This is a genomic window from Bradyrhizobium pachyrhizi, assembly GCF_029714545.1.
GTDB classification, from domain to species: Bacteria; Pseudomonadota; Alphaproteobacteria; order Rhizobiales; family Xanthobacteraceae; genus Bradyrhizobium; species Bradyrhizobium pachyrhizi.
Genome location: NZ_CP121667.1, coordinates 6,136,139 through 6,161,022, shown reverse-complemented (window position 1 = coordinate 6,161,022; position 24,884 = coordinate 6,136,139). Strand labels below are relative to the sequence as shown.

Annotated in this window: 21 protein-coding genes; 14 read left to right on the top strand and 7 right to left on the bottom strand. The window is 65.5% G+C overall.

Going from position 1 to position 24,884, the window contains the following annotated elements; all coding sequences use genetic code 11:
* Position 1 precedes the first annotated feature (1 nt).
* Positions 2-1,204: an ABC transporter substrate-binding protein gene (locus tag QA639_RS29275; protein ID WP_428841072.1), complete on the bottom strand. Its 1,203-nt coding sequence runs from the start codon at positions 1,202-1,204 to the stop codon at positions 2-4.
* 352 nt (positions 1,205-1,556) lie between these two features.
* Here QA639_RS29275 and QA639_RS29270 point away from each other — a divergent pair, with 352 nt between their 5' ends.
* On the top strand, positions 1,557-2,486 hold the full coding sequence (locus QA639_RS29270; protein WP_283087850.1) for an aspartyl/asparaginyl beta-hydroxylase domain-containing protein: 930 nt from the start codon (positions 1,557-1,559) through the stop codon (positions 2,484-2,486).
* A 90-nt stretch (positions 2,487-2,576) separates the two neighbouring features.
* Here the strand turns inward: QA639_RS29270 and QA639_RS29265 are convergent, their stop codons facing one another.
* Complete coding sequence (locus tag QA639_RS29265) at positions 2,577-2,732, bottom strand: hypothetical protein (RefSeq protein WP_016843659.1); 156 nt, start codon at positions 2,730-2,732, stop codon at positions 2,577-2,579.
* Between the two features lie 325 nt (positions 2,733-3,057).
* On the opposite strand from QA639_RS29265, the gene QA639_RS29260 reads away from it, so the two are divergent.
* The 4 genes from QA639_RS29260 (at position 3,058) to QA639_RS29245 (ending at position 8,721) form a co-directional block, all read left to right on the top strand.
* Entirely contained in the window at positions 3,058-4,755 is a 1,698-nt protein-coding gene (locus tag QA639_RS29260; RefSeq protein WP_283087849.1) for an NAD-dependent malic enzyme, read from the top strand.
* A gap of 252 nt (positions 4,756-5,007) precedes the next feature.
* Positions 5,008-6,690 carry a gamma-glutamyltransferase gene (ggt, locus tag QA639_RS29255; protein ID WP_428841071.1) on the top strand — a complete coding sequence of 561 codons (1,683 nt, stop codon included), beginning with the start codon at positions 5,008-5,010 and terminating at the stop codon, positions 6,688-6,690.
* A gap of 269 nt (positions 6,691-6,959) precedes the next feature.
* Positions 6,960-8,324 (top strand): MFS transporter, encoded by a 1,365-nt coding sequence (locus tag QA639_RS29250; RefSeq protein WP_283087848.1) that lies wholly within the window; start codon positions 6,960-6,962, stop codon positions 8,322-8,324.
* 19 nt (positions 8,325-8,343) lie between these two features.
* Entirely contained in the window at positions 8,344-8,721 is a 378-nt protein-coding gene (locus QA639_RS29245) for an SPW repeat protein (RefSeq protein ID WP_283087847.1), read from the top strand.
* 88 nt (positions 8,722-8,809) lie between these two features.
* On the opposite strand, the gene QA639_RS29240 is transcribed toward QA639_RS29245, so the two are convergent.
* Positions 8,810-9,085 carry a hypothetical protein gene (locus QA639_RS29240; RefSeq protein WP_283087846.1) on the bottom strand — a complete coding sequence of 92 codons (276 nt, stop codon included), beginning with the start codon at positions 9,083-9,085 and terminating at the stop codon, positions 8,810-8,812.
* A gap of 208 nt (positions 9,086-9,293) precedes the next feature.
* On the opposite strand from QA639_RS29240, the gene QA639_RS29235 reads away from it, so the two are divergent.
* The gene (locus QA639_RS29235) at positions 9,294-9,518 is read left to right on the top strand and encodes a hypothetical protein (protein ID WP_283087845.1); all 225 of its coding nucleotides are present in this window, start codon (positions 9,294-9,296) and stop codon (positions 9,516-9,518) included.
* Between the two features lie 66 nt (positions 9,519-9,584).
* Here QA639_RS29235 and QA639_RS29230 read toward each other — a convergent pair whose 3' ends face one another.
* Positions 9,585-10,286: a fumarylacetoacetate hydrolase family protein gene (locus QA639_RS29230; protein WP_028338305.1), complete on the bottom strand. Its 702-nt coding sequence runs from the start codon at positions 10,284-10,286 to the stop codon at positions 9,585-9,587.
* 153 nt (positions 10,287-10,439) lie between these two features.
* Between QA639_RS29230 and QA639_RS29225 the strand changes: the two genes are divergently transcribed.
* Entirely contained in the window at positions 10,440-11,618 is a 1,179-nt protein-coding gene (locus QA639_RS29225; RefSeq protein ID WP_283087844.1) for a dipeptidase, read from the top strand.
* A 6-nt stretch (positions 11,619-11,624) separates the two neighbouring features.
* On the opposite strand, the gene QA639_RS29220 is transcribed toward QA639_RS29225, so the two are convergent.
* On the bottom strand, positions 11,625-13,436 hold the full coding sequence (locus tag QA639_RS29220) for an ABC transporter ATP-binding protein (protein WP_283087843.1): 1,812 nt from the start codon (positions 13,434-13,436) through the stop codon (positions 11,625-11,627).
* A gap of 109 nt (positions 13,437-13,545) precedes the next feature.
* Positions 13,546-14,559 (bottom strand): UDP-glucose 4-epimerase GalE, encoded by a 1,014-nt coding sequence (galE, locus tag QA639_RS29215; RefSeq protein ID WP_028338302.1) that lies wholly within the window; start codon positions 14,557-14,559, stop codon positions 13,546-13,548.
* A 138-nt stretch (positions 14,560-14,697) separates the two neighbouring features.
* On the opposite strand from galE, the gene QA639_RS29210 reads away from it, so the two are divergent.
* Positions 14,698-15,738, top strand: coding sequence for a glycosyltransferase family 4 protein (locus tag QA639_RS29210; protein WP_283090643.1), 1,041 nt, complete (start codon positions 14,698-14,700; stop codon positions 15,736-15,738).
* Here the strand turns inward: QA639_RS29210 and waaF are convergent.
* Positions 15,720-16,784 (bottom strand): lipopolysaccharide heptosyltransferase II, encoded by a 1,065-nt coding sequence (gene waaF, locus QA639_RS29205; RefSeq protein WP_283087842.1) that lies wholly within the window; start codon positions 16,782-16,784, stop codon positions 15,720-15,722. The genes QA639_RS29210 and waaF overlap by 19 nt on opposite strands.
* Before the next feature lie 135 nt (positions 16,785-16,919).
* Between waaF and rfaD the strand changes: the two genes are divergently transcribed.
* From rfaD to QA639_RS29175, 6 genes are all read left to right on the top strand, one after another.
* Entirely contained in the window at positions 16,920-17,900 is a 981-nt protein-coding gene (rfaD, locus tag QA639_RS29200; RefSeq protein ID WP_283087841.1) for an ADP-glyceromanno-heptose 6-epimerase, read from the top strand.
* 18 nt (positions 17,901-17,918) lie between these two features.
* A complete protein-coding gene (gene rfaE1 / locus QA639_RS29195) occupies positions 17,919-19,391 on the top strand; it encodes a D-glycero-beta-D-manno-heptose-7-phosphate kinase (RefSeq protein WP_050384627.1) in 1,473 nt (490 codons plus the stop codon).
* Positions 19,392-19,399: 8 nt separating this feature from the next.
* Positions 19,400-20,680 carry an O-antigen ligase family protein gene (locus QA639_RS29190; protein WP_157343084.1) on the top strand — a complete coding sequence of 427 codons (1,281 nt, stop codon included), beginning with the start codon at positions 19,400-19,402 and terminating at the stop codon, positions 20,678-20,680.
* An 84-nt stretch (positions 20,681-20,764) separates the two neighbouring features.
* On the top strand, positions 20,765-22,678 hold the full coding sequence (locus tag QA639_RS29185) for a nucleoside-diphosphate sugar epimerase/dehydratase (RefSeq protein ID WP_157343085.1): 1,914 nt from the start codon (positions 20,765-20,767) through the stop codon (positions 22,676-22,678).
* Positions 22,679-22,726: 48 nt separating this feature from the next.
* A complete protein-coding gene (locus QA639_RS29180; protein WP_157343086.1) occupies positions 22,727-23,941 on the top strand; it encodes a glycosyltransferase family 4 protein in 1,215 nt (404 codons plus the stop codon).
* The gene (locus QA639_RS29175) at positions 23,938-24,879 is read left to right on the top strand and encodes an NAD-dependent epimerase/dehydratase family protein (RefSeq protein WP_157343088.1); all 942 of its coding nucleotides are present in this window, start codon (positions 23,938-23,940) and stop codon (positions 24,877-24,879) included. Before QA639_RS29180 ends, QA639_RS29175 begins: the two co-directional genes overlap by 4 nt.
* Positions 24,880-24,884 lie beyond the last annotated feature (5 nt).

The following is a 24,884-nucleotide window of genomic DNA, read 5'->3' as shown; positions in this document are numbered from 1 at the left end:
CCTATTTCTTGAGCAGCGGACACTTCGACTCGGAGACCGGACGATAGGCGTCCTCGCCCTTCACCGTCTTGACGATGTCGAGATAATCCCACGGCTCCTTGGATTCCGAAGGCTTCTTCACCTTCGCCAGATACATGTCGCGGATCACGCGGCCGTCCTCGCGCAGCTTGCCGCCATGCACGAAGGTGTCCTCGATCGGCAGCTCGCGCATCTTGGCCATCACCGCTTTCGGATCGTCGGTGCTGGCGGCCTGGATCGCCTTGAGATAATGCAGCACCGAGCCGTAGACGCCGGTCTGGATCATGGTCGGCATCACATTGGCGCGGGCGTAGAACTTCTTCGACCAGGCGCGCGTCTTCTCGTCCATGTTCCAGTACGATGCCGTCGTCATGTAGGTGCCCTGCGCGGCGTTGAGGCCGATCGCATGCACGTCGGTATCGAACATCAAGAGGCCGACCAGCTTCTGGCCGCCCTGCACGAGGCCGAACTCGCCGGACTGCTTGATCGAATTGTCGGTGTCCTGGCCGGCATTGGCGAACGCCACCACGTCGGCCTTCGAGCTCTGCGCCTGCAGCGCAAAGGAGGAGAAGTCGGCGGTGTTGGTCGGATGCTTGACGCTGCCGAGCACCTTGCCGCCCATCTCGTTGATGAAGCGCGTCGCGTCCTTCTCGAGCTGCTGGCCGAAGGCGTAATCCGCGGTGACGAAGAACCAGGACTTGCCGCCTTCCTTGATCACGGCCGAGGCCGTCACCTTGGACAGCGCGTAGGTGTCGTAGGCGAAATGCACCGTGTTGGGGCTGCACAGTTCGTCGGTCAGCGAGCTCGCGCCAGGACCGGACAAGAGCGCGATCTTGTTGCGCTCGCGCACCATGTTGTGCACGGCGATCGCGATGCCGGAATTCGGAATGTCGACGACGGCGTCGACCTTGCCGTTGTCGAACCAGCCGCGCACGATCTGCACTCCGACGTCGGTCTTCATCTGGTGGTCGGCCGAGATGATCTCGATCGGCTTGCCGAGCACGGTGGGGCCGAATTCCTCGACCGCCATCTTGGCCGCCTCGACCGAGCCCGGGCCCGAATTGTCGCGGCCCCAGCTCGACAGGTCGGTCAGCACGCCGATGCGCACGACATCATCGGAAACCTGGGCGTGAGCGGCCGTGGTCATCGCCGCGACAATGGCTGCCGCCAGAAACTGTCTCATCATTCCTCCCTTTGGGCGTCCGCGCTCTTCGGCGGGTCACTCAGCATTAGGAATTGTATAATCAGTTTGTCAATGGCGAATTAGATGTGTGAATAGTGTCACAAAGTTGGCGCCCGTGCGGCGCGGCGCTTCACATTTGGTGAGCGAACGCTTACATGGCTCGTCCGGGACGGCACCGCGGCAACGATTCCGGCTCATTTGCCAGACCGCGCCGCAGTGCCAAGTCACTATGAAACAGGGGAATTTTCGCGGACGGCGACGCGTTTCGCCGCCCGGACTGGGCCACCCGTGAAGGGCAAGGCTCCTGCGGGGCGGGGCATGAAGAGCGTCGGCGGACAGCGATCATAGACGGATCATGTTGAGACAGCTCTTCGCGCCGCAGCTCGCTATTCTCTACGTGCTGGTGGCCTCTACGCTCTACATCCACTTCCGCGGCAAGCAGCGGTTGCGCTTCGCTCGCCAGCTCGGCGATCACTCGACCTACCTCGCGCCCTACAATGTGCTGATGTATGCCGGCTCCGCCGTGCCCAACACGCCGGTGATTCCGGTTGAGCAGTTTCCCGAACTCAAGAAGCTCTCCGACAATTGGGAGACGATCCGCGACGAGGCCACGCGCCTGTTCGACGAAGGCTTCATCCGCGCCGCGGCCAAGAACAACGACTGGGGCTTCTACTCCTTCTTCAAAAGCGGCTGGAAGCGCTTCTATCTGAAATGGTACGACGACTTCCTGCCGTCGGCGCGGACGCTGTGTCCGAAGACGGTGGAGCTGCTCAACTCGATCCCGAGCGTGCATGGCGCGATGTTCGCGATGCTGCCGCCGGGCGGCAAGCTCGGGGCGCACCGCGATCCCTTCGCTGGCTCGCTGCGCTATCACCTCGGCCTCGTGACGCCGAACTCGAACCAGTGCCGCATCCTCGTCGACGGCGTCGAATGCGTCTGGCACGACGGCGAGGCCTTCATGTTCGACGAGACCTTCATCCACAGCGCCGAGAACAAGACCGACGTCAACCGCATCATCCTGTTCTGCGACGTCGAGCGCCCGATGAAGTACGGCTTCATGACGGCGATGAACCGCTGGGTCAGCCACAACATCGTCAAGGCGTCGGCGACCCAGAACATCGACGGCGAGCATGTTGGCGCGCTGAACAAGGTGTTCGGCAAGCTCTACGAGGTCCATCTCGCCAGCCGCAAAGTCAAGGAGTGGAATCGGAACGTGTATTACACGCTCAAATATTCCGCGACCGCGCTGATCCTCGGCCTGATCGTGATGTCGGCGCTGCACTGATCGCAGCGGGGTTGCTGCGTTGAAAGCAAAAGCCCCGGAGCATGCTCCGGGGCTTTTTGTCCGGGACGAGAGCTGTGAGGCGCAACAGCGTCAGTCGCGCTCGAAAACCTTGGCGCCGGGGTAGATTCGCCTGGCGTAGGCGACGACCCACTCCCGGTCCTGGGTCTCCAGGAACGGAGTTCGGATCTTGCACGACCCGACGATAAGGTGCCACAGGCCGTTCAGCTTCTGAATGTTGACGATCATCTGAGTGGTCCTCGAAACCCGCGTTCCAGTCGACACCTGCTACGCGTGACAGTCTTGTGATTGACGGCTCGGAGCAGTGATCCTGATCACATTGGAGTAGACGCGAGTGTAAAAATCTCTCGCCATCGCTCAACTGTACGGGCGTAAGCACGGGCCATCACAAGGAATCAGGCGGGCTATACCAAGGTATGTTGGTGTCGGTCCGCAGGTGCAGCCGCAGCGTCGGGGCCGTTCAACTTTGCGCGGCGGCGCGCCTTCGCGCTCCGATCCGTTACATGGGCGTGATAACGTCCCTTCTGGCGTTTCGCATTGAGGGGATCTTGCCATGTCGGAGTCATCAGGAGCTTTTGCGACCACTGCGCTGAGCGGCTACGAGCTGCTGGCCGATCCGCAGCTGAACAAGGGCACGGCGTTCTCCGAGGCCGAGCGCGAGGCGTTCGACCTGCACGGCCTGTTGCCGCCCAATATCCTGACGCTGGACGAGCAGGTCTCGCGCCGCCTCGAGGCGCTGCGCGGCTTTGAGACCGACATCGAGCGCTATGCCTTTCTGCGCGAGCTGCAGGACACCAACGAGACGCTGTTCTACGCGCTCCTGGTCGGCAACCTGGAAGAGCTGTTGCCGATCGTCTACACGCCGACTGTCGGCGAGGGCTGCCAAAAATTCAGTCGGCTGTTCCGCAAGCCGCGCGGGCTATTCCTCAGCATCCCGCATCAGCACCGGATCGACCGCATTTTCGCCCATCCGCGCTTCGATCACGTCGAGGCGATCGTGGTGACCGACGGCGAGCGCATCCTCGGCCTCGGCGACCAGGGCGCCGGCGGCATGGGCATCCCGATCGGCAAGCTCGCGCTCTATACCGGCTGCGGTGGCCTGCATCCGGCAACGACGCTGCCGATCATGCTCGACGTCGGCACCGACAATCCCGATTGCCTGGCCGATCCGCTCTATGTCGGCTGGCGCAACGAGCGCGTCCGCGGCCAGGCCTATGACGACTTCATTGAGGCTTTCGTCGCGGCGGTGGTGAAGCGCTGGCCGCGCGTCCTGCTGCAGTGGGAGGATTTCGCCAAGAACAACGCGACGCGCATGCTCGAGCGCTATCGCGACCGGCTCCTGACCTTCAATGACGACATTCAGGGCACCGCTGCGGTGGCGACCGGCGCCTTGCTCTCCGCGATCAACGTCACCGGCGTGCCGCTCACCGAGCAGCGCGTCGCCGTGCTCGGCGCAGGCTCGGCCGGCTGCGGCATCGCCAGCCTGATCCGCGCCGCGATGGTCGATGCTGGCCTGTCGGAGAGCGAGGCGGCGAAGCGCTTCTTCATGGTCGACCGCGACGGGCTGCTGCTCGAGGGTATGAGCGGGCTCGCCCCGTTCCAGCTTCCGTTCGTGCAGGACAGGCAGGCGATCGCAGGCTGGCAGCTCAGCCATCCCGACAAGATCGCGCTGCTCGACGTCGTGCGCAATACCAGGCCGACCGTGCTGATCGGCGTTTCCGGCCAGGCCGGCGCGTTCTCCGAGCCGATCGTCCGCGCGATGGCCGAATGCAACAAGCGGCCGGTAATCTTCCCGCTGTCCAACCCGACCTCGCGCGAGGAGGCGACGCCGGTCGATATCGAGGCGTGGACCGAGGGGCGGGCGCTGATCGGCGTCGGCAGCCCGTTCCCGCCGATCATGCGCGACGGCGCGCGCTTCAAGGTCGACCAGACCAACAACTCGTACATCTTCCCGGGTGTCGGCGTCGGCGCGCTCGCGGTCGGTGCCAGCCGGGTCAGCGACGGCATGTTCATGGCGGCCGCCAAGGCGCTGGCCAGCGTCTCGCCGGCGCGCGACAACCCGAAGCACAATCTGCTGCCGCCGGTCAGCGCGTTGCGCGAGGTCTCGCAGACGGTGGCGCTTGCGGTCGCGCTGCAGGCGCACAAGGAGGGATTGGCGAGGGACGTTCCGATCGACCAGGTCGAGGCGCGGATTCACGCCAAGGTCTGGACGCCGCGCTACGTGCCGTACCGCCGCAGCGATCGGGCCTAGAGCTCGGCGCGTCGGGCGGCGCGATCCTCCGGGCCGCGCGCGGCCCCGCATCGTTTTTATGGCCATCATGATCGGGTCAGGGTGGGCTCGACCTCGCTTGCGCCTCCTCAACAGGCTTGACCGAAGTAAGAATTTTCTTCAATCTTGGCATGCCAAATGCCAGTGGCGGTCCTTCGGGGATTTGGACGTCGCGGTGTCAGCAGCCCGCGATCGCACAACATCGACACAACGAGGAAACGGGGAGGAAGTCGAATGGCCAATCTTGGCATGTCGCGCAGGGAGTTGCTGGTCGGGTCCATGCTCACGGCGGTCGCCGCGGCGGCGCCGCGACCGCTCTGGGCTTTCGACAATACGAGCGCGCTGGCGCGATCGATGACCGGCATGGTGACGAGCCCGCACGAGCTCGCCACGCAAGCGGGACTCGAGGTGCTGCGCAAGGGCGGCAATGCGATCGAGGCGGGCATCGCCATCGGTGCCACGCTGTGCGTGACCTATCCGCATTTCAGCGGCCTCGGCGGCGACAGCTTCATGGTGATCAGTGACCGCAAGGGAAATGTCCGGACGCTGTCCGGCGCAGGTCAGGCCGCGCGCAACCTGCCGAACTACAGCGGCTCGGTCCCGATCCGGGGGCCGGGGTCGGCGCTGACCGCGGCCACGACCGTCGACGTCTGGGACCAGGCGTTCGATTTCAGCCGCAAGTCCTGGGCCGGAAAGCAGAGCTGGGCGTCGCTGTTCGAGCGCCCGATCGAATACGCCAGCAAGGGCTTCCCGGTCACGCCGTCGCAGCGCTTCTGGCAGGACATGGAAGCGAAGAACCTGAAGGACTGGCCCGACATCCAGCGCATCTTCATGCCCGCTGGCCGGATGCCTGAAATCGGCGAGCCGCTGGTCCAGGCCGAGCTCGCGAAATCGCTGGAGATGCTGGCGGCGAATGGCGGGCGCGATTTCTATGAAGGAAAGCTCGCCGCGCGCATTGCGGCCGGACTGAAGCAGATCGGCTCGCCGCTGACCGCCGACGATCTGGCGCGCTGCCGCGCTCGCGACGAGACGCCGTTGCGCGTCAGCTATCGCGGCGGCGAGCTGCTCGGGCTGCGGCCGCCGACGCAAGGTCTCACGACGCTCGAGATCATGGGCATCCTCGACCGCTTCGAGCTCGCGAAATATCCGGAAGGAAGCGTGGACTACTATCACCTCCTGGTCGAAGCGGTGAAGCAGGCCTTCATCGACCGCAGCCGCTACATCGGCGATCCGGAATTCGTCGACGTCCCGGTCAATCAACTGCTCTCGGCGAGCTACCTCGACGCGCGCGCGAAGGCGATTAACGTGGCGAAGGCGATGCCATGGCCGCACGTGTTCCAGAAGGGCGACACGGTTTATCTCGCCGCGACCGACCGGGACGGCAATTGCGTCAGCATGCTGCAAACCGTCTACTACGATTGGGGAAGCGGCACGGTGGCCGGCGACACCGGCATCATCTGGCACAACCGCGGTGCGTCGTTCAACCTCGACCCGGCCAGCCCCAATTGCCTCAAGCCGGGCAAGCGGCCGTTCCACACGCTCAATCCGGGGATCTATCTCAAGGGCGGACGGCCGCATCTGCTGTACGGCACGCAGGGAGCCGACGGCCAGCCGCAGACGCTCGCGGCGGTGCTGACCAGGCTGATCGACTACAACATGGATCCGCTCACCGCGCTGGCGCGGCCGCGCTTCCTGCTCGGCAAAACGTTCTCCGATGCGCGCGACAGCCTGAAGCTGGAGAAGGATGCCGGTGAAGCGGTCTTCAAGGCGCTCGCCGAGCGCGGCCACGAGATAAGTCCGATACCAGCCCAGAGCCCGCTCGCGGGACATCCGGGTGCGATCCGGATCGACGCTGACGGAAGCATCACCGGGGCGCATGATCCGCGCAGCGACGGACGGGCGCTCGGGTTGTCATAAGACGAAGCGCGGCAGATTGACGGAGCCGCCCGGCGACTGCCGGGCGCATCCGGCAGCCATCTGCGAAGCATGGTCCCCCGGTGGGCGAGCGGTGGCGGACGACGCCCTCGACGCGTTGCGATCTGTCGCTCGCCATGGCCGACTGAAGGCCGACTAAAGTTCAAGCCTCGACGGTCCGTTCCGGTGGAACTTTCCGGGGCGCGTTATCGTTCGTACTCAAACGAACCACAGTCAATATCCGTCCGGGGGCCTGCGAGGGAGACACCCCCATGGCAACATTTGGTTCAACGCTTCGTCCACCCCCCGGCCTCGACGCCAACCAGCTCACACCATCCGAGCATCAGCTGCAGATGCGCCGTGCGGTGATCGCCTCCACGGTCGGGACCGCGATCGAGTGGTATGACTTCTTTCTCTACAGCACCGTCACCGGCCTGGTTTTCGCAAAACTGTTCTTTCCGCATTCCGATCCCTGGGTCGGCACGCTGGAAGCCTTCGCCATCTATGCGGTCGGCTTCGTCGCGCGGCCGATCGGGGCTGCGATCTTCGGGCACTATGGCGACCGCATCGGCCGCAAGTCGACGCTGATCGCGACGCTGCTGTTGATGGGCCTTGCCACCGCTGCGGTCGCATTGGTGCCGACCTATTCCAGCATCGGCATCTGGGGCGCGGTGATCCTGACCGTGCTGCGCTTCATCCAGGGCGTCGGCGTCGGCGGCGAATGGGGTGGCTCGGTGCTGATGTCGATGGAATGGGCGCGCAACGATCGCTCCCGCGGCCTGATCGCGTCATGGCCGCAATTCGGCGTGCCCTGCGGGCTGTTCCTCGCCAATCTCGCTGTGCTGGCCTTCAGCCAGATGTCGGGCGACCAGTTCCTTTCGTGGGGCTGGCGCGTTCCGTTCGCGCTCAGCATCGTCCTGGTCGGCGTCGGCCTCTACATCCGGCTCGGCATTCTGGAAACGCCTGTGTTCAGCAAGCTGCTGGCCGAGCGTCAGCTCGACCGCACGCCGATGCTGACGGTGATCCGGGACCATCCGAAGGAGATCCTGCTGTCCGCCTTCGCGCGGATGTCCGAGCAGGCGCCGTTCTACATCTTCACCGCCTTCGTGTTCTCCTACGGCACCGGCACGCTGCACGTTTCGCGCGATTTCCTGCTCACTGCGGTGCTCGCGGCCTCGGTGCTGTCGTTTGTCTCGATCCCGGTGTTCGGGCATCTGTCGGACCAGATCGGCCGCAAGAACATGTACATGATCGGCGCGTTGGTGACCGGCATCTTCGGTTTCATCTACTTCGCGATGCTCAATACCGGATCGGAGTCGATCATCTTCCTCGCGATCATTCTCTCGCTCATTCCGCACGATATGCAGTACGGGCCGCAGGCCGCGCTGATCGCCGAAAGCTTTACCGGGCGCTTGCGCTACAGCGGCGCCTCGCTCGGCTATCAGCTCGCATCCGTCATCGCCGGCGGTCCGGCGCCGTTGATCGCGGCGTGGCTGTTCGGCACCTATCATTCGTGGATCGCGATCGCGGTCTACATCGCCATCTGCGCCGTCATCACGCTGGTCGCGACTGCGCTGATGACCGACTACACCGGCAGGGACATCAATGCGGCCGGCGCGCATGAACGTCGGGCTTGAGACAGCAATGGAGCAGCAGATGATGAAATGGCGAAAAGAATCAGCGCTCGATCTCTATAATCTCGTCGCCGCGATCTTCCTGCTTGCTGCGCCGTGGCTGTTCGTGCAGGCCAATCCGACCGCGGCGATCGATCTCAGGATCAGCGGCGCGGCGATCGCGATCATGTCGCTGGCGGCGATCGTCGCGTTCTCGATCTGGGAAGAATGGATCAACCTGGTCGTCGGGTGCTGGCTGATCGTCTCGCCCTGGCTGCTCGGCTTCGCGCATACCCGCGCGATGCATTTTGCCATCGCCGCAGGCGCGGTGGTGGCGTTCATGGCGCTGCTCGAGCTGTGGCTCGAATACGAGAAGACGCATTTCGGCCCGGACACGCCGCAGGCCGCCGAAAGGCAGTAAGCTCCGCCGCCGGAGAGACCGAGGTGTGGCTCTTCGTCTTTGAGCATGGTCTTCCCGGAAAGCCGCTTCGCGCTTTCCGGATCATGCTCTAGCAGCCGCGGCAAATCCCCTTGATCTTGCGGTCGACGATCGCGTCCTCCTGATCGATGACCTGCTGCGATGTCGATGTCGTCGCCGGAATATCGGCGGCGCGCGGCTGGCGATGGCCGACCGGCGCCGACCACGGCCTGCTCGCGGTTTCGTTTGACGCGTAGGCGCGGGGCTGCTGGACCGCCGCCGCCTGTGCAAAGCAAGCGGTCGCCATTGCCGCGGACATAATCGCAGCCAAGCCCAGTCGTACGCCGGGTCGTCGAAGATCGATCATGAAAGTCTCCATGCCGTCATCGCCGCGTTTGCGCGCGGCCTTGACGACATGGAGTGCCTCGGTCGTTCCGGTATTCCTCGCTCCATCCGATGTGATCGGGCGCTCGCGGCGCGGTGATCGCGCGTGATGAAATAATTTCCGGGCACTCGCGGTCCTTGATCACAGGAGCCGAGCTAGGTCGGCTTCACCCACCGTACGGAGAAATCCCATGACCAAATTGACCCTCGCAGCGCTTGCGCTGATTGCGGCAGCCGCCTATTCGGGCCAGGTGTCCGCCGCCGGCAACAACGCTGCGGTGCGGCGCGCCAATGCTTCGATGACGACAACGGCGGTCAGCAGCAAGACCACCGATTGCGTGCGCGCGCCGAAGGTTGGATCGTTCGCGACCGCTCCCTTCACCGAGCCGCCCTGCATGCCCGGCACGATGCGCTGACCGCGCACAGCAAAAAGCCCCGGACCGGATCCGGGGCTTTGGGCCTTGCCTCGTGTCCCGAGGCGGTTATTCCGGCTTGCCGATCGTCACCGCGAGCTTGCCGACGCCGTCGACACCGCATTCGAGCTTGTCGCCCACCTGCAGCTGCGAGACGCCGGCGGGCGTGCCGGTCATGATGATGTCGCCGGCGGCGAGCTTCACCTGCTGCGAGAGCTGCCAGATGATTTCAGGCACGTTCCAGATCAGCTCGGTGAGGTCGCCCTTCTGGGCTTCCTTGCCGTTGACGGTGAGCCAGATCTTGCCCGCGGTCGGGTGGCCGATCTTCGCGGCCGGCTGGATCGCCGAGCAGGGCGCGGAATAGTCGAACGACTTGCCGATCTCCCAGGGCCGTTCCTTCTTGCGCGAGGCGATCTGCAGGTCGCGGCGGGTCAGGTCGATGCCGACGGCATAGCCGTAGACATGCTCGAGCGCCTTGTCGGCGGGAATGTTCAGCCCGCCGCTCTTCATCGCCACCACCAGCTCGACCTCGTGATGCAGGTCCTTGGTCAGCGGCGGATAAGGGATGGTCGCGCCGTCGGGCACCAGCATGTCGGCATGCTTGCCGAAGAAGAACGGCGGCGCGCGCTCGTCATTGCCCATCTCCCTGATATGCTCGAGGTAGTTGCGGCCAACGCACCAGATGCGGCGGACCGGATAGCTGCCGGATTCGCCGACGACGGGAAGCGAGGGCTGCGGGGGAAGCGGAATGACGGTGGATGCGGCGTTCATGAACGGGTCCCGGAGGGTTGAAGGAGGGAGCGCGGGCGGTATTTACGCGCTTACGCCGCTCAGGGCTAGTGGCCGCGGCTGCATCCGGCGCAGAGGTGAGGCCAGCTTTCCGCCGAGCGCGACCGCCTTTGGTCGACAAAGGCGGTGCTGCCCATGAGGAAATGGCTTTCGATCGGCCTGGGGCTGATCGTTATGGCCCTGATCTCCGCCGCCGTTTGGTTTTTCACGGTCGTCCCGGAGCGGATCGACCGGGCGCAGAACAGGGTCCAGCACGTGGCGCTGGATATCACGCCCGCCGCAAGGGACTTGCAGGCGACGCTCGACGTGGCGGACATGCATGCGGACAGCCTGTTGTGGAAGCGCGACCTGATCGCGCGATCCGATCGCGGCCATATCGATCTGCCGCGCCTGATCGAGGGGCACTACGCGCTACAGGTGTTCTCGTCGGTCACCAAGTCGCCCAAGGGCCAGAACTATGATGCCAACGGTGCCGACACCGATACCATCACGAACCTCGCCATCATCGATCTGCAGCCGCCGCGGACGTGGTTCTCGTTGCTGCAGCGCTCGCTGTGGCATGCCGAGAAACTGCGAAGCTTCGCCGAACACTCCGCCGGGCGGCTGCGCCTGATCGCAACGCCGGCCGACCTCGACCGCCTGCTCGCCGACCGCAAGAGCGGTGCGACGGTGGTTGGCGGCATGCTGTCGATCGAGGGTTTGCAGGACATCGAGGGCAATATCGCCAATCTCGACGTGCTCTACGCCGCCGGATTCAGAATGGCCGGTCTCGCGCATTTCTTCGACAATGATGTCGCAGGCTCGATGCACGGCGTCGCAAAGGGCGGGCTGACGCCGCTCGGCCGGCAGGTGGTGCAGCGGATGGAGGCGATGGGCATGATCGTCGACCTCGCGCATGCGAGCCACGCGGCGGTCGCCGAGGTGCTGGCGATGGCGACGCGCCCGGTGGTGTCGAGCCACGGCGGCGTTCAGGCGACGTGCAAGGTCAACCGCAACCTCACCGACGACGAAGTCCGGGGTGTCGCGCGGACCGGCGGCGTGGTCGGCATCGGTTTCTGGCAAGGCGCGGTCTGCTCGCTCGATCCGAAGGACGTCGCGCGGGCGATCGCCCATGTGCGCGACCTGGTCGGGATCGACCATGTCGGCCTCGGCTCCGATTTCGACGGCTCGACCACGACGGGCTTCGATGCCAGCGAGATCGTCGCCGTGACCCAGGCGCTGATGTCGCGCGGGTTCTCGGAGGACGACATCCGCAAGGTCATGGGCGGCAATGTCCTGCACGTGCTGCGCGCAGGCATTGCCCCGAGGGGATGACAGGCCCTAGCCGGTGGCGCTGATCGGCGCCAGCGCCAGCGGCGACGGGTCGTGGTGGTGCTGCAGGCGGAAGAACGAGGCGTAGCGGCCGCCGCGGCGCAGCAGTTCCTCGTGCCGTCCGCGCTCGACGATCTCGCCGCCCTCGACCACCAGGATCGCATCGGCATGCATGATGGTGTGCAGACGGTGCGCGATCACGATCGTGGTGCGGCCCTGGCAGAGATGCTCGATCGCCTCCTGCACCTGCTTCTCGGACTCGGAGTCGAGCGCGGCGGTGGCCTCGTCGAGCAGGATGATCGGCGCGTTCTTGATCAGCGCGCGGGCGACCGCGATGCGCTGGCGCTGCCCGCCGGACAGCTGGGTGCCGTGCTCGCCGACCGGCGTGTCGTAGCCGAGCGGGAAGCTCATGATGAAGTCGTGTGCGCAGGCGGCCTTGGCGGCGTCGACGATCTCTTGCTCGGTGGCGCCCTGCTTGCCGAAGGCGATGTTGGCGCGGATGGTATCGCGGAACAGATAGACGTCCTGTCCGACATAGGCGGTCTGCCGTCGTAGCGATTTGCGTGACACTGACGAGATCGGCTGTCCGTCGATCAGGATGTCGCCCTCGCGCGTCTCGTAGAAGCGAAGCAGCAAGGCCAGCACGGTCGATTTGCCGCCGCCGGAGGGGCCGACCAGCGCGGTCACCTTGCCGGGCTCGGCCACGAAGCTCATGCGGTTCAGCACCGGCTCGCCCGGCCGATAGGCGAAACTGACGTCGCGCAGTTCGATCCGCGCGTCAGAGAGTTTCAGGGCCGGCTTGTCGTCGTCGGTCTGCTCGCTCGCCGGGCTATCGACGACCTCGAGCAGCATCCGCGCGCCGACCAGCTGGCTGTTGAGGTCGATGTTGAGCCGCGCCAGCCGCTTGGCCGGTTCGGTCGCCATCAGGAAGGCGGTCAGGAACGTGAAGAACTGGCCCGGCGTGGAACCGAGCGCAACCACGCTGTAGCCGCCATACATCAGGCAGCCGGCGACCGCGAAGCCGCCGAGCATTTCCATCAGCGGATTGGAGCGGTTGGCGACGCGCGCCATCTTGTTGGCATTGCTCTCGACGGTTGCGATGTGCTCGTCGATCCGCTGCTGCATGGTGCCTTCCAGCGTGAACGCCTTCACGGTGCGGATGCCCTGCAGCGATTCCTGCATCGTCTCCATGATGTCGGCGGTGCCGGTGAACTGGTTGTAGGCGAGCCCCTTGATCCGCTTCACCAACCTGCGCAGCATCAGCATCGCCGGCGGTACCGCCACAAGCCCGATGAACGACATCAGCGGGTCCTGCCAGACCATGACGGCGACCATGCTGATCAGCATCAGGAAGTCGCGGCCGATCGCATTGACCAGCATGTTGAGTACGTCGGTGATCGACTTGGCGCCGGCGGTCAGCCGCGCCAGGAATTCCGACGAGTGCCGCTGCGAGAAGAAGCCGATGCTCTCGCTCATTAGCTTGGCGAACAGTTGCCGCTGGTTGCTGGCGAGGATGGCGTTGGAGATCTTGTTCAGGATCACCATGTGGCCGTAGGTCGCCACGCCTTTGATGAACAGCAGCACTACCGTGATCCCGGCGAACATGGCGATGCCGGGGATGTTCTTGTCGACATAGGCCTGGTTGATCACCTGGCCGAGCACGTAGGTGGCGCCGGCCGTCGAGCCGGCCGCCACGGCCATCAGGGCGAACGCGGTCAGATAGCGCCGCCAATAGGTAACCCCTTGTTCCATGACCAGGCGGCGAATCAGGATCGCCGCGCCATAGGGATCGTCGGTAATTTTCTTTGGAAACTGGGCCATCCGCGTTCCATTGACGGCGGGCAGCGCCGGCCGTCAGGGTTGCGGGACCTCCTTGCCCGCTTGGCGGGGCTTTTTCAAGCACAATAACTGCTTGATAACGGTTTGTTTTTTAGGCCGATTCCGCCTGTCGCGCGGAGCCGGCGCGCTCCCGGAACAGCTTCTCCTCCCAGGCCAGTGCGTGGCTCGCGATGGTCTCGAGATCATCGTAGCGCGGCGTCCAGTCGAGCAGCGAGCGGATCCGGGTCGTGTCGGCCACCATGGTCATGATGTCGCCGGGCCGGCGCGCGGCGTAGGCGACCGCGAAATTGCGCATCGAGACCCGGCGCACCGCCTCGATGGTTTCGAGCACGGAATAGCCGCGGCCATAACCGCAATTCATCGTCACCGATTGCCCGCCGGCGCGCAGATAGGACAGCGCCGAGCGATGCGCCTCGACGAGGTCGCTGACATGGATGAAGTCTCGGATACAGCTGCCGTCCTGGGTCGGATAGTCGGTGCCGAACACGTCGATCTTGGCGCGCTGGCCGGTCGCGGCCTCGACCGCGATCTTGAGCAGATGGGTGGCGCCGATGGTGGCAAGGCCGACGCGGCCCTTCGGGTCGGCGCCGGCGACGTTGAAGTAGCGCAGCACAACGTAGCTCATGCCATGAGCGGACGCGACGTCGTGCAGCATGATCTCGGTCATCAGCTTCGACGAGCCGTAGGGCGACAGCGGACGGGTCGGTGCGATCTCCGGCACCGGCACCTGGTCCGGATTGCCGTAGACGGCCGCGGTCGAGGAGAAGATGAAGCGGCTGACGCCGCCCTTCACCGCCGCGTTGAGCAGGCTGCGCGTCGTCATGGTGTTGTTGCGGTAGTAGCCGAGCGGATCGCGCATCGAGTCCGGCACCACGACGGAGCCCGCGAAATGGATGATGCTGTCGATGCCGTGCTGGGCGATCACGCCTTCGACGAGGTTCTCGTCGCCGGCATCGCCGATGAACAGCGGCACGCCTTCGGGCAGGAACGCGGAGAAGCCGGTGGAAAGGTTGTCGATCACGACGACGCTCTCGCCGGCATCGACCAGCGCATGAACCATGTGACTTCCGATATAGCCGGCGCCGCCGGTCACGAGCACGGTCATGGATAGAGCTCTCCCGATGTTCTTTAACCGGTGATGCTAGCGGGAGTGCGGTGAAGAGGGGGTTTCGCCGCGGCCGAACTGGCCACTATGCTTAATGTTGCGTATAGGAACTGGCACGAAACGGAGACTTGAGTGCCGATCGAGAACACACCTGCCGGCGAGCTCGAGCTCATCGTGCCCAATCTGCACCGACGCTATTCGGGTGTCACCGCGACGAACCGCATGGTCGCGCCGAAACTTGCAAAGATGTTCCGCGCAGGCTGGCTCGGCTCGCATCGGCCCGACGGCATCGACGCGATGGGATTTGCCGATCTCCTGCGGCTGTGGCGGCGCGCATCGCCGCTGATCTGGCACGCGCGGCGCAACGACGAGATGATCGTCGGGCTCGTGCTGCGCGCGCTCGGTTGGCCGCTGAAACTGATCTTCACCTCGGCCGCGCAGCGCCGTCACACCTGGCTGACGCGCTGGCTTATCCGCAACATGGATGCGATCATCGCCACCAGTCCGCTGTCGGCTTCCTATCTGAAGCACGACGCGACCGTGGTGATGCACGGCGTCGACACCAATCGTTATGCGCCGCCGGCCGATCGCACTGCGGCCTTCGCTGACAGCGGATTGCCGGGACATTATGCGATCGGCTGCTTCGGGCGGGTGCGCGCGCAGAAGGGCAGCGACGTCTTCGTCGAGGCGATGTGCAGGCTGCTGCCCCGCTATCCCGATTTCACCGCCGTCATCGTCGGCGCCGTGGTGCCGGAGCAGCTCGCCTTTGCCAACGAGTTGAAGCGAAAGATCGAGGCCGCCGGCCTGCAATCGCGCATCATCATCACGGGCGAACTGCCGATCGAGGACGTCGTGCGCTGGTACCAGCGGCTGACGATCTACGCCTTCACCTCGCGCAATGAAGGTTTCGGCCTGACCCTGATCGAGGCGATGTCGGCGGGCGCGGCGCTGGTGGCGGCGCGCGCGGGCGCGGCCGAGTTCGTCGTCGAGGACGGCGTCACCGGCGTGCTGACGCCGCCTGGCGACGCCGACGCGCTGGTGGCCGCGCTGGAGCCCTTGATGCGCGATCCGGCAGCGGCCGCGGCGATGGGCGCGCGGGCGCGCCAACGAGTTGTGGATAAGTTCAGCCTCGATGCCGAGGCGAACGCGATCGCCAAGGTCTACCGCGCGCTGACCTGAGCCAGCACGCGCTGCGCAATCTCCACGACCTCTTCGGGGGCGATGTCGCGCATGCAGCGATGATCGTTCATGGTGCAGACCGTGCGCTGGCACGGCTGGCACGACAACTTGCTCCTGGTCTGCAGCACGGTCGCGGCGAGGCCGTTGAGGGGCGCCCAGAGATAAGGATCGGTCGGGCCGAAGATGCCCATGGTCGGCGTGCCGATTGCGGCGGCGATGTGCATCAAGCCGGAGTCGTTGGTCACGGCGACGCTGGCCGCGGCCATCGCAACGATGCCGTTGCGCAGATCGGTGCCGGTGAGGTCACGGACCCGCGCGCCGCCGGCTGCCGTGATCTCCCGCGCCAGCGCCTTCTCGCCGGGGCCGCCGACCACCCAGACGTCGAAGCCGCGTTCGGCGAACAGGCGCGCGGCCTCCGGATAATAGGTCCAGCGTTTCGAGGCGCCGACCGAGCCGGGGCCGAGCGCGATGGCGGGACCGCGGCCGAGGCCGTTGGCTTGCCGCCAGCGTTCGATTTCGTCCGCGGGAACCCGAAGCTGCGGCACCGGCCATTCCGGCGGGCGGGTGGCGCCGTCTGGCAGCGCCAGGATCGCGTTCTTGTCGATGAAGCGGGGCTGCCGCTTTTCTCCCCATCGCATCGCGTTGATGAGGCCGAACCGCACCTCGCCAAAGAAGCCGACCCGTTCCGGGATGCCCGCCAGCGCCGGTGCGAGAGCGGCCTTCCAGGTCCGCGGCAGCACCAGCGCGGTGGCGTAGTTCCGTCGGCGAAGCTCGGCCGCGAGGGCCTGCTGCTGGGCCAGCGCCAGCCGGCTGCGCGGCAGGTCGGACACGATCCCGGCGCGAACATCGGGCATATAATCGACCAAAGGGGCGCAAAGCCTGGATGTCAGAAGGTCGATCGGCCGGTTCGGCCAACGCTTGCGGAGCACCCTGACCACGGTGTGGCCGCGCACGAAATCGCCGATCCAAACATAGGGCACCACGAGGATAGGTCTGGTATCCTCGGCATCCTGTGTTTCGATGTCAGATATTGAATCAATATTCATTTCTAACTAGGCCAAGGCCGATCGGGCGCGGCCAAGTCGGTAACCGGTTCGCGATGAGAGGTAAAGCCGTCGTTGCCTGCGGCGCGGGAGTGGGGCAAAGCTGACGGCTGCAAAGGAATCTGGCGGGATTTCATCATGTTTCTGGTAACCGGGGGCGCCGGTTTTATCGGATCGAACGTCGTGACCGCGTTGAACGACGCCGGGCGCAGCGACGTCGCGGTCTGCGATCTGCTTGGGCAGGACGGCAAGTGGCGGAACCTGGCCAAGCGCCAGCTTGCCGATGTCGTTCCGCCGGCCGAGCTTGGCGACTGGCTGAAGGGGCGGCGGCTTACCGCCGTGATCCATCTCGGCGCCATTTCCGAGACCACGGCAACCGACGGCGACCTGGTGATCGAGACCAATTTCCGTCTCTCGATGCGGCTGCTCGACTGGTGCACGGTAAATGCCACGCCGTTCATCTATGCCTCCTCGGCCGCGACCTACGGCGACGGCGAACAGGGGTTCGACGACGACGCATCGGTCGAGGCGCTGAAGCGGCTGCGGCCGATGAACCTGTACGGCTGGAGCAAGAACTTGTTCGATCTTGCGGTCGCCGAGCGCGCGGCGAAGGGCGCGCCTCTGCCGCCGCAATGGGCCGGGCTTAAATTCTTCAACGTGTTCGGCCCCAATGAATATCACAAGGGCCCGATGATGAGCGTGCTCGCGCGGCGCTTCGACGACATCAAAGCGGGCCGCGTCGTGCAGCTCTTCAAGTCGCATCGCGAGGGCATCGCCGACGGGGATCAGCGCCGCGACTTCATCTATGTCGACGACGTCGTGCGGGTGATGATGTGGCTGATCGCGACACCGCGGGTCTCCGGGCTGTTCAATGTCGGTACCGGCAAGGCGCGCAGCTTCAAGGACCTGATCGTCTCGGCCTATGGCGCGCTCGGGCTGGAGCCGAACATCCAGTATGTCGACATGCCCGAGCAGATTCGCGGCAGTTACCAGTACTTCACCCAGAGCGTCGTCGATCGTCTCGGACGCGCCGGATACAATGGCGGTTTCACTCGCCTGGAAGACGCAGTCGGGGCCTATGTGAAGGGCTTTCTCGATCGCGCGGATCGCTATCGCTAGAGCGGATGACGGTGACTGATGTTCGATTTTGAAGCGATCTCGCGTGCCATGTCCGGCCAGACGGTGCTTTGCGTCGGCGACCTCATGCTCGACGAGTTCGTCTATGGCGAGGTGTCGCGAATCTCGCCGGAGGCGCCGGCGCCGGTGATCGCGGTCAGGCGCAACGAGACCAATATCGGCGGCGCCGGCAACGTCGCGCGCAACATCGCCGCGCTTGGCGGGCGCTGCATCTTCGTCGGCCTGATCGGCGAGGACGCTGCCGGCGCGGTGCTGGCCGAAGCGCTGGCGAAGGAGCCCGCTATCGAGACCGTGCTGCTGCGCGACGCCGCGCGTCCGACCACGCGCAAGGTGCGCTTCGTCTCCGAGCAATTCTCGACCCACATGCTGCGCTCCGACTGGGAGCTCGCCGCGCCGGCCGCACCGGCCATCGAGCAGCAGCTGATCGATGCGATCCTGCCGCGTCTTGCGCGGGCCGACATCGTGCTGCTGTCGGACTACGCCAAGGGCGTGCTCACCGCGCGCGTGATCCGCAACGTGATCGACGCGGCGCGCCAGGCGAAAAAGCGCGTCATCGTCGACCCCAAGAGCGCCAATCTCGCGATCTATCGCGGCGCGACCGTGCTGACGCCGAACCGAAAGGAATTCGCCGAGGCGACCCGCAGCCGCGCCGACAGCCAGGACAGCATTGCGCAGGCCGCGCCCGATGCGATGTACCTCGCGGATTGCGAGGCGATGCTGGTGACGCAGGGCGAGCGCGGCATGACGCTGGTGACGCGGGGCGGCGAGTCGATCCATGTGCCGGCGCTGCCGGTCAAGGTGCGCGACGTCTCCGGCGCCGGCGATACCGTTGCCGCGGCGCTGGCGCTGGCGCTGGCGGGCGGCGCCGACTGGGAAGGTGCGCTGCGGATCGCGAGCGCGGCGGCGGCGGTAGCAGTCGGCAAGACCGGTACCGCGATCGTCAAGTCCGCCGAATTGCGCCGAAGGATCCTGCCGCACGCTTCGCTGGCGGCCGAGGAGAAGATCGTCCCGGCCGGCGGCGACATCGATGCATGCCTCGAGGAGTGGCGCAGGCAGGATCTGCGCATCGGCTTCACCAATGGCTGCTTCGACATCCTGCATCCCGGCCACGTCAAGGTGCTGACCGCCGCGCGCGGCGCCTGTGATCGCCTCGTCGTCGGGCTGAACAGCGACGCCTCGGTGAAGCGGCTGAAGGGCGAGGGACGTCCGGTGCAGAACGAGCGCGCCCGCGCCGAGGTGCTGGCGGCGCTGGAAGCCGTCGACCTCGTCGCGATCTTCGAGGAGGACACGCCGATCAATCTGATCACGCAGGTGCGGCCGAGCGTGCTGGTCAAGGGCGGCGACTATACCCGCGAGCAGGTGGTCGGCCACGAGATCGTCGAAGCCGCCGGCGGCGAGGTGGTGCTGGTCGAGATCCTGCCCGGCCACAGCACGACGTCGCTCGTTGCGCGGGCCCGTGAGGGCAAGGCGTGAGCGCCAGCATGGCATCCCCGGCAGGCGCCGCGGCGTGTCCGGCCTGGCGCGATCCGGCGCGCTGGCAGACCGCGACCGATGTGGTCGCGGTCCTGATTGCGCTGTCGCTGCCGTGGTCGACCTCGCTGGTCGGCATCTTCGGCGTGGTGCTGCTGATCGCGATTGCGCCGACGGTCGATCTGAAGGCGTTCTGGGCGTTGCTGAAGCGGCCGATCTGCCTGGCGCCGGTCGCGTTGTTTTGCCTCGCGCTTGTCGGCACGCTCTGGTCGGACGCGGCCTGGGGCTTGCGATTCTACGCGGTCGGGCCGACCGCAAAGCTTCTCGTGCTGCCGGTCCTGCTCTATCATTTTCAGCGCTCGGCCCGCGGGACCTGGGTGTTCGTCGCCTTCCTGGTCTCCTGCACGCTGTTGATGCTGATGTCCTGGCTGGTGCTTGCCTATCCGCACCTCGCGCTGCGGGCGCCCGCTCCGGGCGAGCAGGGAGTCTTCGTCAAGAACTACATTGACCAGAGCCAGGAATTCACCTTGTGCGCGGTCGCACTGGCCTATCCGGTCGTGACGCTGCTGCGGGCCAAACGCATCCTGCCGGCCATGTTGCTGATTGCGATTGCGCTCAGCCTGTTCGCCAACATGGCGATGGTGGTGGTGTCGCGGACTGCATTGGTGACGGTTCCGATTATGTTCGCGGTGTTTGCGCTGCTCCATCTGCGCTGGCGCAGCATCGTCCTGATCCTTTGCGCGGCCGCCGCGTTAGCCGTCGTGGCGTGGTATGGCTCGCCGCAATTGCGCTCGACGGCGGAGTCGTTCGAGCGCGACTACAAGCTCTACATGCAGCGCAACGAGCCGACCTCGCTCGGCTTGCGGCTCGAATTCTGGCGCAAGTCGCTTGGCTTCTTTGCCGAGGCGCCGGTCATCGGCCATGGCACCGGCGCGACGCGGGGCCTGTTCGAGCGCGTCGCGAAGGGCGGTGCGACCCAGGCTTCCGGCGAAGTGATCGGAAACCCCCACAATCAAACGTTGAACGTCGCCGTGCAGTGGGGCATTGTGGGTGTAGCGATACTGTACGCAATGTGGCTCCTGCACCTTTTGCTGTTCCGCGGCGACGGTCTCGTCAACTGGATCGGGCTTCTCGTCGTGGTACAGAATATTTCTAGTTCGTTGTTTAATTCACACATCTTCGACTTTCACGAGGGCTGGATGTATGTGCTGGGCGTCGGCGTTGCGGGCGGCATGGCGTTGAAGGGGCAATTGCGGGCCGATATGGAACCCGAACCTCCTGCTCGTCCATGATCGCTGGCAAGGGCTCTGCAGATACGCTATCAGCCTGCCAATGTCCCATCGCGAACTCCCAGTTGCCGGCAACCCGTCCGTTAGATGACGCGCCTTTCACAACTCACCCTGCGCAATTTCCTGATTTTGGTGCATGACGCGCTCGCGACGACGTTCGCGTTGCTGGCGAGCTTCTATCTGCGTTTCGAGGGCAGCCTTCTAACCGATCGACTCCCGCATCTGCTGCTCATCCTGCCCTGGTTCGTGCTGTTCAGCGTTTTCGTCAGCTATTTCTCCAATCTGACCACGGCGAAATGGCGCTTCACCTCGCTGCCGGACGCGGTGAATATCCTGCGGGTCGCAGCGGTGCTGACGCTGGCACTGGTCGTGCTGGACTACGTCTACTTCTTCACCGGAACGAATTCGCAAAGCCCGGTGTTCCTCGGCCGGGTCACGATCATCCTGTTCTTCTTCCTCGAGGTATTCGCGCTGAGCGCGTTGCGCCTCGGCTACCGCTATTTCCGTTATTCACGCACGCGACTGCATGCCCGATCCGACAATGCCGCGCCGGCGCTGCTGGTCGGACGTACGGCCGATGCCGAAGTCGTGCTGCGTGGCATCGAGAATGGCGCCATCAAGCGGCTCTGGCCGGTCGGCGTGCTCTCGCCGTCGGACGCGGACCGCGGCCAGATGATCCGCAACATTCCCGTGGTCGGCGGCGTCGACGACATCGAGGCCGTGATTCGGGATTTCGAGACCCGCCAGCGGCCGATCAAGCGCGTGGTCATGACACCGTCGGCCTTCGAACCCGAAGCGCATCCGGAGAGCGTGCTGATGCGCGCCCGGCGGCTCGGCGTGATGGTCAGTCGCCTGCCGTCGCTGGAGGGCGGCGACGCGCCGCGACTGACCAATGTCGCCGTCGAGGACCTGCTGCTGCGCCCAAGCCAGAAGATCGACTACGCGCGGCTCGAGACGCTGGTGAGGGGCAAGTCCGTCATCGTCACCGGCGGCGGCGGCTCGATCGGCGCCGAAATCTGCGAACGGGTCGCGACCTTCGGCGCCGCGCGCCTCCTGGTCGTGGAGAACTCGGAGCCGGCGCTCTATGCGGTCACCGAGGCGCTGTCCGCGCGCGACTCCGGGCCCGAGATCGAGGGCCGGATCGCCGATATCCGGGATCGCGAGCGCATCACGCGGCTGATGAGCGAGTTCAAGCCCGACATCGTGTTCCATGCCGCGGCGCTCAAGCATGTGCCGATCCTGGAGCGCGACTGGAGCGAAGGGGTCAAGACCAACATCTTCGGGTCGGTGAACGTGGCCGACGCCGCGCATGCCGCGGGCGCGAGCGCAATGGTGATGATCTCGACCGACAAGGCGATCGAGCCGGTGTCGATGCTGGGCCTGACCAAGCGCTTCGCCGAGATGTATTGCCAGGCGCTGGACCATGACCTGATGACCGAGGCAAAGGGCAAGCCGCACATGCGGCTGATCTCGGTGCGGTTCGGCAATGTGCTGGCGTCCAATGGATCGGTGGTGCCGAAATTCAAGGCGCAGATCGAGGCCGGCGGACCGATCACGGTGACCCATCCGGACATGGTTCGCTACTTCATGACGATCCGCGAGGCCTGCGATCTCGTGATCACCGCAGCGACGCACGCAGTGACGCCGGCGCGGCCCGACGTCTCGGTCTATGTGCTGGAAATGGGGCAACCGGTGAAGATCGTCGATCTCGCCGAGCGGATGATCCGTCTGTCGGGCCTGCAACCCGGCGTCGACGTCGAGATCGTGTTCAGCGGCATCCGTCCCGGCGAGCGGCTGAACGAGATCCTGTTCGCAAGCCAGGAGCCGACGCTCGAAATCGGCGTCGCCGGCGTCATGGCGGCCAAGCCGAACCAGCCTCCGATGTCGACGCTGCGCAAGTGGCTCGCGGCGCTGGAGGATGCGATCGAGAGAGATGACCGTGTGACCATCCGCGCCGTCCTTCAGGACGCCGTGCCCGAGTTCGGATCGAATGCCGCCTGACCGCGCCGTTCTGCGGACGCCGAGACAGGACCGTTTCGAAAGCCATTGATGCGTAGTTCTCGAAAAGTCGTGGTCGTCAGCCAGCACTATCCGCCGGACCACAGCACGACCGCCGCGATCATGTCCGCGATCGCCGAACGGATCGCGCAGGAGTCGGAGGTGATGGTGATCTCCGGGATGCCGGGCTCGGCGCGGGCGCCGGCGCCCGGGCGGCCCGCCGTCATCGAGATCAGGAACTGGCTGCCGGGAAAGGCGGCGCTGATCAAGCGCGCGCTGGCCGAGGCGCTGTTCACCGGCCGGATCTTCTTTGCGCTGTTGTCGCGGCTGAAGCGGGGCGACGTGGCGCTGACGGTGACCGCTCCCTTCGCGCTGCCCTATGCGGTTGCCGCCGCGGCCAGGTTGAAGGGGGCCAAGTCGGCGCTGATCCTGCACGACCTGTTTCCCGACGTGCTCGTGATGGCCGGGCTGCTGCGGCCGTCCTCGCTGGTGGCGCGGGCGATGCGGGCGATCAACGCGCTGATGTTCCGGGCCCTGAACGCTGTCATCGTGATCGGCCGCGACGCCGAGAAGCTGCTGCTGCGATATGGCGGAATGACACAGGACAAGATCAGGTTCATCCCGAACTGGGCCACGCTCGCCCCCGGCAACCGTCCCGTGAGCCCCGACAATCCGTTTCGCAAGGCCATCGCCGCCCGCTTCGTCGTCGGGCTGTCCGGCAATCTCGGCTTCACCCACGATCCGGACATCGTCTTCCAGGCCGCGCGGCTGCTGCGTGACGAAGGCGAGATCCATTTCCTGCTCTCGGGATGGGGCATCGGCTTCGCGCGGCTCAAGGAGCTGCAGGCCGCCGCGCGGCTTGCCAACGTCACGCTGGTCGAGCGCGTCGCGGACAGCGAGCTCGATGCGCTGCTCTCCAGCGCGGACGTTTGGCTCATTCCCTATCGCAAGGACGTCGCCGGCGTGTCGGTGCCGAGCCGGTTCTACAATCTGCTCGCGGCCGGCCGGCCCGTCATTCTCGTCTCCGAGCCCGAGGCCGAGGCCGCGCTCACCGTCAGCGAAAACCGGCTCGGCTGGGTCGTCACGCCGGGAAGGCCCGATCAACTCGCCGATGCCATTCGCCAGGCGTCGCGATCGCAGGACGCCGCGATGGCCGAGCGCGCGGTCGCGACCGCGCGGACCTTCAGTCCCGAGCGGGCGCTGGCGAGCTACGCTGCGCTGGCCCGGGAGCTGCTACCCAATCGTGATGTGGAGCGGACGGTATGAATGATGGTCGCCGGACGGTTCTGGTCACAGGCGCCAGCGGCTTTGTCGGCCGCCATGTGGTGCCCGTATTGGCGCGCAACGGCTGGGTGGTGCGACGCGCGGTGCGAACGGCGCCGCAAGATGCCAACGACGTGACGATCGGCTCGCTCAGCCCGGTCACCAATTGGGGCGCGGCGCTCGATGGCGTGGACGCGGTTGTTCATCTTGCGGCCCGCGTTCACCAGCAGTCCGACGAACAGGCGATCGAGCTCTACCGCAACGTCAATATCGAGGGCACGCTGCATCTGGCGCGTTCCGCGGCCGCTGCCGGCGTGCGCGATTTCATTTTCGTCAGCACGATCCTGGTGCATGGGCGCAGCAATTACGGGCGTCCTCCGTTTCGCGAGGACGACGTCCTGACACCGCGCGGCCTCTACGGAAACTCGAAGGCGGCCGCCGAGGTTGGCTTGAAGGAAATTGTGCCGGGCAGCGGCATGAGGGTGACCGTCATCAGGCCGCCGCTGATCTACGGCGCCGGCGCGAAAGGAAATTTCGCGTTGCTCAAGCGCGCCGTGATCAATCGCATGCCGCTACCGCTCGCGTATGTGAAGAATCGCCGCGCGTTCGTGTCGGCGGAAAACCTCGCGTCGTTCATCTTGCACCGCTTGTCGCACCCGGGAGATGATTTCGACGTGTTCCTGGTGGCTGACCGCGAGCAGGTCTCGACGCGTGAATTCGTCGAGCGCCTGGCCCGGGCGGCGGACACCTCGCCGCGTCTGTTCTGGCTGCCGGCGCCGCTGTTGAAGATGGCGCTCGGGATCAGCGGCCGCAGGGAAGCCTATGACAGCCTGTTCGCCTCGCTCGAGCTTGATCTTTCCAAGATCGCGGGCACCGGATGGCAGCAGCCGATCAGCCTCGACGAGGGGCTGCGGCGCGCGCTGCGTCAAACGGACAGCTGAGGCGA